Origin of the sequence: Rhodococcus sp. Leaf278 (assembly GCF_001426085.1) — a bacterium.
In the GTDB taxonomy this organism is placed as follows: domain Bacteria; phylum Actinomycetota; class Actinomycetes; order Mycobacteriales; family Mycobacteriaceae; genus Rhodococcoides.
Map to the genome: position 1 here is coordinate 173,539 of NZ_LMRR01000001.1, position 11,572 is coordinate 185,110.

General features: G+C 65.8%; 11 protein-coding genes. 7 read left to right on the plus strand and 4 right to left on the minus strand.

What is annotated here, in order from left to right:
• The first annotated feature begins 41 nt into the window (after window positions 1–41).
• Together ASG84_RS00890 and ASG84_RS00895 are read left to right on the plus strand one after the other, a co-directional pair.
• Window positions 42–1,217, plus strand: coding sequence for a PQQ-dependent sugar dehydrogenase (locus ASG84_RS00890; protein ID WP_057475168.1), 1,176 nt, complete (start codon window positions 42–44; stop codon window positions 1,215–1,217).
• Window positions 1,217–2,011 (plus strand): cyclase family protein, encoded by a 795-nt coding sequence (locus ASG84_RS00895; protein WP_057475169.1) that lies wholly within the window; start codon window positions 1,217–1,219, stop codon window positions 2,009–2,011. Before ASG84_RS00890 ends, ASG84_RS00895 begins: the two co-directional genes overlap by 1 nt.
• A gap of 22 nt (window positions 2,012–2,033) precedes the next feature.
• Here the strand turns inward: ASG84_RS00895 and ASG84_RS00900 are convergent, their stop codons facing one another.
• From ASG84_RS00900 to ASG84_RS00910, 3 genes are read right to left on the minus strand one after another with little or no spacing between them, the layout of a single operon-like run.
• A complete protein-coding gene (locus ASG84_RS00900; protein ID WP_057475170.1) occupies window positions 2,034–4,001 on the minus strand; it encodes an acyl-CoA dehydrogenase family protein in 1,968 nt (655 codons plus the stop codon).
• A 43-nt stretch (window positions 4,002–4,044) separates the two neighbouring features.
• Window positions 4,045–4,251: a hypothetical protein gene (locus tag ASG84_RS00905; protein ID WP_057475171.1), complete on the minus strand. Its 207-nt coding sequence runs from the start codon at window positions 4,249–4,251 to the stop codon at window positions 4,045–4,047.
• Window positions 4,252–4,297: 46 nt separating this feature from the next.
• On the minus strand, window positions 4,298–5,641 hold the full coding sequence (locus ASG84_RS00910; RefSeq protein WP_057475172.1) for a serine hydrolase: 1,344 nt from the start codon (window positions 5,639–5,641) through the stop codon (window positions 4,298–4,300).
• Window positions 5,642–5,726: 85 nt separating this feature from the next.
• Between ASG84_RS00910 and ASG84_RS00915 the strand changes: the two genes are divergently transcribed.
• The 4 genes from ASG84_RS00915 to ASG84_RS00930 are packed head-to-tail and all read left to right on the plus strand — an operon-like array spanning window position 5,727 to window position 9,484.
• Window positions 5,727–7,001: an adenosylmethionine--8-amino-7-oxononanoate transaminase gene (locus ASG84_RS00915; RefSeq protein ID WP_057475173.1), complete on the plus strand. Its 1,275-nt coding sequence runs from the start codon at window positions 5,727–5,729 to the stop codon at window positions 6,999–7,001.
• Window positions 7,002–7,025: 24 nt separating this feature from the next.
• Window positions 7,026–8,159: an 8-amino-7-oxononanoate synthase gene (locus ASG84_RS00920; RefSeq protein WP_057475174.1), complete on the plus strand. Its 1,134-nt coding sequence runs from the start codon at window positions 7,026–7,028 to the stop codon at window positions 8,157–8,159.
• On the plus strand, window positions 8,156–8,845 hold the full coding sequence (gene bioD, locus ASG84_RS00925; RefSeq protein ID WP_057475175.1) for a dethiobiotin synthase: 690 nt from the start codon (window positions 8,156–8,158) through the stop codon (window positions 8,843–8,845). The genes ASG84_RS00920 and bioD overlap by 4 nt, the downstream gene beginning before the upstream one ends.
• 54 nt (window positions 8,846–8,899) lie before the next feature.
• A complete protein-coding gene (locus tag ASG84_RS00930; protein WP_057475176.1) occupies window positions 8,900–9,484 on the plus strand; it encodes a hypothetical protein in 585 nt (194 codons plus the stop codon).
• Here the strand turns inward: ASG84_RS00930 and ASG84_RS00935 are convergent.
• A complete protein-coding gene (locus ASG84_RS00935) occupies window positions 9,481–10,014 on the minus strand; it encodes a pyridoxamine 5'-phosphate oxidase family protein (protein WP_057475177.1) in 534 nt (177 codons plus the stop codon). The genes ASG84_RS00930 and ASG84_RS00935 overlap by 4 nt on opposite strands.
• Window positions 10,015–10,243: 229 nt before the next feature.
• On the opposite strand from ASG84_RS00935, the gene hemL reads away from it, so the two are divergent.
• Window positions 10,244–11,563 carry a glutamate-1-semialdehyde 2,1-aminomutase gene (gene hemL, locus ASG84_RS00940; RefSeq protein WP_057475178.1) on the plus strand — a complete coding sequence of 440 codons (1,320 nt, stop codon included), beginning with the start codon at window positions 10,244–10,246 and terminating at the stop codon, window positions 11,561–11,563.
• Window positions 11,564–11,572 lie beyond the last annotated feature (9 nt).

Below are 11,572 nucleotides of genomic sequence, written 5' to 3' on the forward strand. Positions count from 1 at the left end.
ACCGGTCATATCGGGCTGGTCGCGGACCGTCAGGAGTGCCGATGAACAAGCTGGTGTCCAGTTCCGGAGTAATCGCCGCCAGCGTCCTTCTGACGCTTGCCGGTACGACCACCGCCACGGCTCAGGGCGATCCCCTCCCCGGCCTGACGGTCACCACGGTCATCGACAAACTCGCGAAGCCGTGGGACGCGGTGGTCGCGCCGGACGGAACGGTGCTGACCGGGGAGCGGTCCGGCCGGTTCGTCATCCGCGCCGTCGACGGGACCATCCGCGATCTCGACGCGGACCTCGACGATCTCTACGCGTCCGGCGAGACGGGCCTCATGGGCATTGCCCTCGCGACGGATTTCGACACGTCCAGAACGATCTACACGTGCCAGGGTGTTCAGGGCAGCGGCGGCGGCACCGGTAGCGCCGGAACTGGAAGTGCGGGCGGTGGCAGCGACAACCACATCGCCGTGGTCTCGTGGACCGTCGACCCGGGGTGGACGGCGCTGACGCGCACCGGCACGCTGATCGACGACATTCCCGTCGCCGACGGTGGCCGCCACGGTGGCTGCCGCATACTGGCCCACCCCGACGGCACCCTGTACGTCGGCACCGGGGACACTGCAACGCCGACGGTGCCGCAAGATCGAAACTCGTTGGGCGGCAAGGTTTTGCACGTCAACGCCAATGGTTCACCGGCGGCGGGTTCACCGGATCGCATTTTCACTCTGGGACATCGGAACGTGCAGGGGCTGGCGGTTCGTCCCGGGACCGGGCAGATCTACGAGGTGGAGCAGGGCACGACCCGAGACGACGAGCTGAATCTGCTGGTGCCCGGCGGCAACTACGGCTATCGCCCCGATCGACTTCCGGTCATCTACGACGAATCGGTACCGATGACCGATCCCACCCGGGTGCCCGGTGCGCTCGAGGCGGTTTGGAGTTCGGGTAGCCCCACCATCGCGACGCCCGGCCTCACTTTCGCGAACGGTGCGGGATGGGGCTCGTGGAACGGTGCAGCCGTGGTGTCGAGTCAGCAGGGCGAGAAACTCGTGTTCCTGAAGCTGTCCGAGGACGGCACCGAATACGTCGACGAGGCGGATGCACTGGTCGGCACGTACGGACGCCTGCGTTCGCTGACCAGCTTCGGCAACAACGGAGCCTTTCTGCTCACCACCGACAACGGATCCGACGACAAGGTCCTGCTCGTCACTCCCGCTGCCCGCTGATGTGTGGCCCCGAGGTCGTCGAGACGGTTCACCGCAGAATTGGCCGTAGGGCTTTGTTCGGATCGTTGGGGGCGGCTGCGCTCACGGTCGCGGCGAGCGGACCGGTGCGTGCCGAACCTGGTGTCGCCGCTGCTGTTCCGGCCGGTCGACTGGTCGACCTGACGCATACCCTGAGCCCCACGTTTCCGGTGTGGCCGGGCAACGAACCGTTCTCGATGCGCCCGGTCGCGGCCTACGAGCTCGGCGGATTCCTGGTGAACAAGCTCTCGTACTGGGAGCACACCGGCACGCACATCGATGCCCCTGCGCACCGTGTTCGAGGCGGGGCGACGGCCGACGTTCTGCCGCTGGAAGATCTGATTGCCCCGCTCGTCGTCCTGGACATATCGGCGCGGGCCGAAGTCGATCCGGAAGCTGTGGTGACACCCGAGGACATCGACCGGTGGGAGCGCGAACACGGCCGGATACCCGAACGAGCGTTGGTTGCGATGCACAGTCGGTGGCAGACCCGACTTGCCGAGCGTGCCGCGCCCGGCTTCGGCGCAGACGCGGCCCAGTTGCTGGTACGCGAGCGCAACATCGTCGGAATCGGGGTCGACACATTGAGCCTCGACCGAATGAACGACCGCGAATACCCAGCGCACACAGCGGTTCTCGGCGCAGGCCGGTACGGCATCGAAGCGCTGGCCAATCTCGATGATGTGCCCCCGGCAGGGGCGACGGTCGTCGTCGGCGCGCCCAAGCACGCCGGCGCGACCGGAGGCCCCTGCCGGGTTTTCGCGATCGTCCCCTAGGGGGTTTCGATCCCGCTACGCGTCAGTGCGCGTGACTGGGGTTGGCAGCGGGCTCTTCCTCGGTTCCCGCTCCAGGCTCACCGAGCATCGCCGCACCGACCAACGCGTCGGGCACCCCGAAACCGTCGACGAGCAATTCCGCGTGCGGACGCAGCGTGCGGCAGCGCTCGTTGATGGCGCGGGTGACGGCCTTGGACCGCTCGGTCGACAGGTAGCGGTGCTCGATGAACCAGGCCTTGTCCTTCTCGATCACCGACAGGGCGTACAAGTCGCAGACCTCTTCGAGGAGATCCTGGGTGGTGGGATCCTCGCACGATTCGATGCCGGCGATGAAGGCCTCGAAGATGATGCGATCGATGTGTGCGCTCGCCGCGTGCAGCACGTGATCCTGCACCGCATTGAACGCTTCGAACGGAGTGGTCTCCTTGGACTTGGACTGCAATCGCCGCGCAACGGTGGAGAGCAGGTACTCCTCGCGATCCTCGAACATCTTGACCTGAGTACCGCGGTTGAACAACGAGCCCTCTTCCTCGTTGTCCTGACGGCGGTCCAAGATGGTCTGCATGATCGCTTGTGCTGCAGTGCGTTTGACCACTCGGTCGCCGACCATGTCCGCGGCGAACTTGACCCATTCGACCGGGCTCATGGACTTGACGTCGTCGGCGTACGCGGTGAGTAGTTCCTTGGCCACCAGCTGGGTGAGCACATGGTTGTCACCCTCGAATGTGGTGAACACATCCGTGTCGGCCTTGAGCGAGATCAGCCGGTTCTCGGCGAGATAGCCTGCACCGCCGCATGCTTCGCGGGCTTCCTGAATTGCGGCGGTCGCATGCCAGGTGTTCGCCGCCTTGAGGCCGGCCGCACGCGCCTCGAGTTCGCGCTGCTCCTCGGCGTCGGGGCTGTCCGCGGTCTGCAGCTCGTGCATCTTCGAGACGAGCTCGTTCTGCGCGAACTGCAGGGCGTAGGACTTGGCGATGAGCGGGAACAGTCGACGCTGATGCACCAGGTAGTCCATGATCAGAACTTCCTGATCGGAATCGGGTGCAGCGAACTGCCTGCGCTGCAAGGCGTATCGCGTCGCGATGTCAAGAGCGACTCGCGCTGCAGCGGCGGCACTGCCGCCCACCGTGACACGGCCGCGGATCAACGTACCGAGCATCGTGAAGAACCGTCGAGACTTGTTCTCGATGGGGGAGGTGTACGTGCCGTCGTCGGACACGTCTGCGTACTTGTTGAGCAGGTTGTCGCGCGGGATGCGGACGTGATCGAACATCAGGCGGCCGTTGTCGACGCCGGGGAGACCGCCCTTGTACTGGCAGTCCGACGTGGTGACACCGGGCAGATCATCACCGTTCTCGTCTCGGAGCGGAACGAAGAAGCAGTGGACGCCGTGGCTCTCGGGCTCCTCGCCCGGGCCTGCGGTGATGAGCTGAGCGAACACCGCAGCGACGGTCGCGGTTTCGGCGGCACCGCCGATGTAGTCCTTGCGCGACGAGGGCGTCGGGGAGTTGATGACGAACTCGTCCGTCTTCGGGTCGTACGTTGCCGTGGTCTCGAGCGACTGCACGTCGCTGCCGTGACCGGTCTCGGTCATCGCAAAGCAGCCGAGTAGATCGAGGCTGATGATCTTGGGGACGTAGGCCTCGTGGTGACGTTCGGTGCCGAGATTTTCGATGGCGCCGCCGAACAGTCCCCACTGGACGCCGGCCTTGACCATCAGCGACAGGTCGCTCATCGCGAGCATCTCGATCATCGTCACCGCGGCCCCGACGTCGCCGGTGCCGCCGTGTTCCTTCTTGAAGCCGTTGTCGGCAGCACCGGCAGCAGCGAGCAACTTCATTTGCTCCATTGCTTTGGTGCGGGCGATGACGGTGTTCGGCGTGTAGTGCGGTCGGAACTCTTCGCGTGCAAGTTGCTGCCGCGCCTGGTTCTTCACATCTCGCCAGCGGCCGTCCAGAGTGTTCCGAAGGTGATCCGTTGTGGTTGCCATACTCGACGGTAACCTTTTGCCGCCGCCCGTGAGGGCCGGAAACTCAGACCGGCCAGACGAATTCTCTGAAGATCGCTCCACAGGTGCGCCAGAAGCCCGTTTTCGCGTAGGGACCGTCACGGAACAGCGATGCGCAGTTGTCCTCCAGAGCCCTGTCGACCAGGGGGCTGAAGTCGGTGAATTCGCTGACCAAGAACTCTTTGAAGCCCGACGGCCATGCGTGCTGGGCTGGTTCGTGTTGTGCCTCCACGACCGCGAGTGTAATGCAGCAGTAACATCGATGTTACAAATCACACCTACTTCAGGAGCGCGAATGCTTCCTGAGCGATGAGGAACGCGTAACTGGACGGAATCAGGTCTATCGCTCCGTCGGCCTGAAATTGTTCGGTGACGATCCAGTCCTGACCGGACGCATCGGTGGCCAGAAATGCGCCGGCGAGGTCACCGGGTGCATTGCCACCCTTGAAGCCGGAGTACGGCCACAGCGCCGGGTCCAACTGCACGCCCGGAGTGATCGCCAGAATCCTGCGGTTCTCCTCCGCTGCCGGACCCGAGGCCAGGTAACCCATCGCCGCACAGACGTCCTGCGCATTGGCAAACCACTCGACGCCGTCGGCCGACGCCGGATTGTCGAGGAAGTTCTCGAAGTCGATCTCGAGCGGCCGCGCGTCCGCCTGCTCGAGCAGCTCGACCCGTGCGTCCGGATCTGCACCGGACCACTCGGCCCGCATGTTCGGATCGCCGAATCCGATGACGAAGAACTGCCGGGTGTCCATCATCGGCGTCATGACCGAGGGATCGTGATGTCCCATGACGCTGAGCTGGCGTTCGACTCTGTCGCGGCCGAGTCGTTCCATCAGCAGATCCGTTGCGGTGTTGTCGGACAACGAGATCATCTTCTCGGCAGCCTCCCGAACCGACACCGCGGTGCCGTCGGGCAGATTCTGTAACTCGCCGGACGGCGCGCTCTTGGTCGCATCGCGAACGGTGAGCTGCTCGTCCCACCGGACCGTGCCCGCCTCGATCTCGTCGGTGAGCGCGCCGAGGACGTACAACTTGAACACCGACCCCAGCGGGAGCACGGCGTCCGCATCGGTGGAGTAGACGGCCTCGCAGTCACCACCGTTGAGACGAGACGCACTGTAGGAGTACTTCGGGGCCACCTTCGACAGCGCCGCATCGAGGTCGTCGAACGACGAGATCTCGGGGGTGTCGGGTCTGGCCAGGAATCCGTCGAGCTTGCCATCGGCACCGACGGAGGTGGAAATCGTGGCCGGGATACCCGCGGTGGTGAAGCGCAGGACGCCGGTATCGGGGCCGGCCTCGAAGCCGGTGGCCACGTTCGGTGCACCGGCGCGCAGTTGTTCGAGTGGGGTGACGAGTCCGCCGAGCGGAGCGACCGCCTCGGTCAACTCGGGGCCGACGACAGCCTCCACTTCGGTGGGATCGGGTGCATTCTCGCCGTTGATCCACTGCAGAATCCGGTCGTTGAGCGCACCCAGTGGAGTAGAGGTATCGACGACGAAGGCCGGTGCGTCGGTGGTGCTCGTGGGCGACGGAACCTCGGCTGCACCCCCGCAGGCAGCGAGTGTCAGAGTTGCCACCAGGGCGGCACCTGCGAATCTCGTCGGCGTCATCATGTCGCAATGCTAACGGATTCGGACATTTCGCCTTCTGCGGTGAGGGAGTCGGTACGGCTCGGCCGCTGTGGCAGGGTGCTGTGGCGTGCTGACTCCCCACGACGTCCGTCGAATCGATTCCGACCACCTGTGGCATCCCTACAGCCGGTTTCCGGCGAGCGCGACGCCGCTGGTGGTCGAGAGTGCATCCGGCGTGCGACTGAGCCTCGCCGACGGCCGGCAGCTGATCGACGGGATGAGTTCGTGGTGGGCGGCGGTGCACGGCTACCGCCACCCGGTGCTCGACGCCGCCGCGCACGACCAGCTGAGCAGGATGAGTCACGTGATGTTCGGTGGACTGACTCACGCTCCAGCCGCGAGATTGGCCGAGCTGCTGGTCGAGATCACTCCCGCAGGGCTCGACAAGGTGTTCCTCGCCGATTCCGGATCGGTCTCGGTCGAGGTCGCGGTGAAGATGGCGTTGCAGTACTGGCGTGCCCGCGGCGAGCACGGGCGCACACGTCTGTTGACCTGGCGGGGCGGATATCACGGCGACACGTTCGCTCCGATGAGCGTGTGCGATCCGGACGGCGGGATGCACACTTTGTGGACCGACGTGCTGGCGAAGCAGGTATTCGCGCCTGCTCCGCCCGCGGAGTTCGACGCCGGCTACGTCGCCGAATTCGAGCGGGTACTGAGCGAACACTCCAGCGAACTTGCGGCGATCATCGTCGAGCCGATCGTCCAGGGTGCGGGCGGGATGCGGTTCCACGATGCGCGCTATCTACGAGAGCTGCGCCGGCTGGCCGACGAGTACGGCATTCTGCTGATCTTCGACGAGATCGCCACCGGTTTCGGCCGCACCGGGGAGCTGTTCGCCGCCGATCACGCCGGTGTTGCGCCCGACATCATGTGCGTCGGCAAAGCTCTGACCGGAGGATATGTGACCCTCGCGGCGACGCTGTGCACCACCGAGGTAGCCGAAACGGTGTCGGGTGGCGAGGCTGGAGGCCTCATGCACGGGCCGACGTTCATGGGTAATCCACTCGCGTGCGCGATTGCGGTGGCCTCGGTGGAACTGTTGCTCTCACGCGACTGGCGAGCCGAGGTCGCAGGTTTGGCATCGGGGTTGGCTCAGGGGTTGGCACCTGCTCGTTCGCTGCCGGGGGTCGCCGACGTCCGGGTCCTCGGCGGGATCGGGGTGATCGAGATGCACGCTCCGGTGGACATGGCACGGGCGACCGCCGCGGCCGCCGGGGCGGGAGTGTGGCTGCGTCCGTTCGGTCGTCTGGTGTACGCGATGCCGCCGTTCATCTGCACCGATGCGGAGGTGGCTGCCATCGCCGAAGCCCTGGTGGCGGTGGCGCAGCACCATACTTGAACGGTGTTCAAGTATGGTGCTGCCATGACCGCTCTGGAATGGCTCGACGCCGCCGCGCACGCCCGACGCGAGGCCGGCCTCGAGCGCATCGTGATCCCCCGCACCGCCGAGGACGCGGTCCTCGATCTGGCGTCGAACGACTACCTCGGTCTGGCCCGGCACCCGGCCGTCATCGAGGGGGCCTGCGCGGCGGTGCGCCGTTGGGGCGGTGGATCCACCGGGTCTCGTCTGGTCACCGGCACCACCACGGCACACGAGCGCCTCGAGGAGGATCTCGCGGATTTTGTCGGGGCCGAGTCCGGGCTGGTCTTCTCCTCCGGTTACACCGCCAATCTCGGTGTCGTGTCGGCACTGGCGGGACGCGACGCGCTGGTGATCTCCGACGCCGCGTCGCACGCGTCGTTGATCGACGCCTGTCGTCTCTCCCGAGCTCGGGTCGCTGTCGCGCGACACTGCGATCCCGAGCACGTCGATCGACTTCTTGGCGAGCGAACCGAGACGCGGGCCCTGGTGCTGACCGACTCGGTGTTCAGCGCCGACGGCGATCTGGCTCCGCTGGCCGAGTTGTACGCCGTGTGTCGGAGACGGAGCGCGGTGCTCGTCGTCGACGAAGCACACGGACTGGGTGTACGTGGGGACGGCGGCCGGGGAGCTGTTCACGAAGCAGGCCTGGCCGGTGCGCCGGACCTGGTGATCACCGCAACGCTGTCCAAGGCGCTCGGATCGCAGGGTGGAGTGGTGCTCGGGTCGGCAGCGGTTCGCACTCAGGTGCTGCACGGTGCGCGCACGTTCGTGTTCGACACCGGGCTCGCCCCGGCATCGGTGGGTGCAGCATCGGCCGCGCTGGAAGTTCTGCGCGCCGAACCCGATCGCGTGGCTGCAATCGGTTCTCGGGCAATACAGTTGGCCTCTGCAGCGGGAGTGGAACCGACTGTATCGGCGGTCGTTCCGGTGATACTCGGCGATGCCGAGCGTGCCGTCCGCGCAGCCGGTGACTGTCTGAACCTCGGCGTGCACGTCGGGTGCTTTCGGCCGCCATCGGTTCCCCCGAACGCATCTAGGCTGCGATTGACCGCCCGCGCCGACCTCACCGACGCCGACATCGACCGTGCCACAGTCGTTCTGGCGACGGTGTTGAATGCTGCGGTGCTGAGATGACCGTGCTGCTTGTCACCGGAACGTCGACCGGCGTCGGCAAGACGGTGATCACCGCTGCACTCGCGGCGGCAGCGCTGGCAGGCGGACGGTCCGTCGCGGTATGCAAGCCCGCGCAGACGGGCGTCGGAGATGACTGCCTGGACGAAGCTGATATCGATGTGGTGCAACGTCTTTCGGGGGTACCGGGAGTCGAGTTGGCGCGGTACCCCGAGCCGCTTGCGCCCGATGTCGCCGCCCGTCGATCGGGTCGGCCGATGCTCGAACTCGCCGCCGTGGTCGACGCGGTTCTGGCACTCGACGAGACCCACGACCTCGTTGTGGTCGAGGGTGCGGGCGGAGTGGCAGTGCGCTTGGGTGCCGGAGGGTTCACTGCGCTCGACATCGCCGGTGCCGTCGGAGCATCGGTGCTGGTCGTTGCAGGGGCCGAGTTGGGGACGCTCAATCACAGCGCATTGACTGTCGCGGCCGTTCGCGCCTCGGGTGTGACATGTTCCGGCCTGGTCGTCGGGTCGTGGCCGACCGAACCGAGTCTGGCGGCGCGGGTCAACCTGGACGAGTTGCCGCTCGTGACGGGCGTCGAGCTGATCTCGAGTATGCCTGCCGGGGCCGCCGCGTTGGACGAGAAGGAATTCGGTGCGCTCGCTTGCACGATGTTCGGCGAGTTTACTGAATCGTTACTCGGGTAAGCGGTCGGGAACGTCTGCCGCTTCGGCATTCGAAACAGATCGGGAGTTCCAATTATGAGTACCGCAGTGTGGATCATTGTTGCAGTAGTCGTCGTAGTGCTGGTCGTTGCCGTCGCCATGGTTGTGGCGCGCAAGGGCAAAGAGCGTAAGAGGTTGGAAGCGAACGACATTCGCGAGAAGGCGGCCGATCAAGCGGCCATCGTAGAGGAGCGTGAGCTGCTGGCCCGCGAAAGTGAGGCCAAAGCGCGTCGGGCGCAGGCCGAGGCCGACGTCAAAGCCGCCGAGGCGGAGAAACTTGCGCAGCAGGCGCAGTCTCATCAGGGTGTCGCCGCGTCGTCCCGCGACGAGGTCGACTCGGAGTTCGAGCGCGCGAATCGGATCGACCCGGACGTGAAGAACGGCCGGAAGATGACACACGACCGCGACGTGCGAGATGACCGGAACGTCGCAGACGACCGCGACGTTGTGGGCGACCGCACTGCGACGGGCGATCGGAACGTCGTGGGCCGCAATGCAACAGATGACCGGGACATCGCAGGCGACCGCACTGTGGCGGACGACCGCAACGTCACAGGCCACCGGAACGTCCTGGGCGATCCGGACGTGCCCCCGGCAGCACCCCGGCACGAGCGAAACTAGTCGGTCGAATTGTGAGGTAGTTCGAGTTCGACTACCTCGTGTTCGCCCAGGTTCGGCCGCTCGTTGGTGATCTTGGCCTTGGCGTACGCCATGAGATTCGAGACCTTCGATCCGGGGGTCGACCAGTATTCCGCCCCCTCGGCGGCCACGTGTATCAGTGCCACCTCACGGGAATCAGGGTTCTTCTCGAACCACGTGGCCGCCCGGGTGTTCCACAGTTCTTCGGCCTTCGTCCGATTCTCGACCACAGCCGCGGTGCCGGACAGGGACACCCAGCCTTCGCCGGACTGAAACGAGACGTTGACCGTCGGATTCGCCGCGATGTCGGCCACCTTGCGTGAGTCGTGCGCGGCGAAGAACCACAGGTCGCCGTCGAACTCGGCTTCCTGCAACGCCATCGGACGTGAGATGAGGTGGCCGTCTCGGCCGACCGTGGTGAACATGCAGAGTCCGGCTTCGGAGATCAATTCAGCGACCTTGGTGACGCCGTCCGCGGAGTTGTCGATGTTCGTTCTATCGGTGTTCGTCATCGAAACCAACTACCCGGTGTGCAGCTCACCCAACCTTTGAGGTGACACAACATCCGATGGACCTGCGCGTGAGCAACGAACTGTGATCCCTCGGCATGTGGGCCATCGTCGTTATCGCGATGGTGACCATGCCCGATCGAAGAAAACCGACACTGACCGACGCCGTCGGGCGAGCGCATTATTACGCCCTGTAGTTGGCGATTTCGCCGAACCTGGGACACTGGAAGTCGTGACTGCTTCTACCGGCGACGACGCCCCCGTATCGGCCCAACTCTTCGCTCGCGCGAGCACGGTGATCCCCGGCGGCGTGAACTCGCCTGTGCGGGCCTTCGCGTCGGTCGGCGGAACGCCCCGCTTCATCACGCAGGCCAGCGGATACACGATGACCGACGCGGACGGGAAGTCCTATGTCGACCTCATCTCGTCCTGGGGTCCGATGATCCACGGACACGCCCATCCCGCCATCGTCGAAGCCGTCCAGAAGGCAGCGGCAACCGGCCTGTCGTTCGGTGCACCAACCGAGCGCGAAATCGAGCTCGCCGAGGAAATCGTCCGTCGAGTCGGCCCCGTCGACCAGGTTCGCCTTGTGAATTCGGGCACAGAGGCCACCATGAGCGCGGTGCGCCTGGCTCGCGGCTTCACCGGCCGCACCAAGATTCTGAAGTTCTCTGGCTGCTATCACGGCCACGTCGATGCGCTCCTCGCCGACGCCGGTTCGGGTCTGGCCACCTTCGGACTCCCCACTTCGCCGGGAGTCACCGGCGCACAGGCGTCGGACACGATCGTCGTTCCCTACAACGACCTCGCCGCCGTCACCGCCGCGTTCGAGGCCAACCCCGGCCAGATCGCCTGCATCATCACCGAGGCCGCCGCGGGCAACATGGGCGCGATCGCCCCGGTCACCGGCTTCAACGAGGGGCTGCGCCGTCTTGCGACCGAGCACGGCGCGCTGCTGATCATGGACGAGGTGATGACCGGGTTCCGCGTCAGCGCCGCCGGTTGGTACGGCATCGACGGTGTCGCAGGCGACCTGTACACCTTCGGCAAGGTCATGTCCGGTGGACTGCCCGCTGCCGCTTTCGGTGGCCGAGCGGACATCATGGCCTACCTCGCGCCGGCCGGACCGGTGTACCAGGCGGGCACGCTCAGCGGTAACCCCGTGGCCGTCGCAGCCGGTCTGACGAGCCTGCAATTGGCCGACGCAGCCGTCTACGAGAAGTTGCAGGCGAACTCGTACCGGCTCGGAACGCTGCTCGGAGATGCCCTCACCGCCGAAGGCGTCACCCATCAGGTGCAGTTCGCGGGCACTATGGTGAGTGTGTTCTTCGCCGATGGACCCGTCACCGACTATGCGCAGGCCAAGGCCGCGCAGACGTGGCGCTACCCGGCGTTCTTCCACGCTTTCCTCTCGCGCGGTGTGTACCCGCCGCCGAGCGCGTTCGAGGCCTGGTTCGTCTCGGCCGCGCTCGACGACCGAGCCTTCGAGATCATCGCCGACGCGGCCCCGGCAGCAGCGAAAGCTGCAGCAGCCGCTACCGCACCGCACTGATCACCCCGA

Bases quoted from the DNA above. Each gene is read 5' to 3' on its own strand.
- ASG84_RS00890 (WP_057475168.1), top strand. From the start codon at position 42: ATGAACAAGCTGGTGTCCAGTTCCGGAGTAATCGCCGCCAGCGTCCTT.
- ASG84_RS00895 (WP_057475169.1), top strand. From the start codon at position 1,217: ATGTGTGGCCCCGAGGTCGTCGAGACGGTTCACCGCAGAATTGGCCGT.
- ASG84_RS00900 (WP_057475170.1), bottom strand. From the start codon at position 4,001: ATGGCAACCACAACGGATCACCTTCGGAACACTCTGGACGGCCGCTGG.
- ASG84_RS00910 (WP_057475172.1), bottom strand. From the start codon at position 5,641: ATGATGACGCCGACGAGATTCGCAGGTGCCGCCCTGGTGGCAACTCTG.
- ASG84_RS00920 (WP_057475174.1), top strand. From the start codon at position 7,026: ATGACCGCTCTGGAATGGCTCGACGCCGCCGCGCACGCCCGACGCGAG.
- bioD (WP_057475175.1), top strand. From the start codon at position 8,156: ATGACCGTGCTGCTTGTCACCGGAACGTCGACCGGCGTCGGCAAGACG.
- ASG84_RS00930 (WP_057475176.1), top strand. From the start codon at position 8,900: ATGAGTACCGCAGTGTGGATCATTGTTGCAGTAGTCGTCGTAGTGCTG.
- ASG84_RS00935 (WP_057475177.1), bottom strand. From the start codon at position 10,014: ATGACGAACACCGATAGAACGAACATCGACAACTCCGCGGACGGCGTC.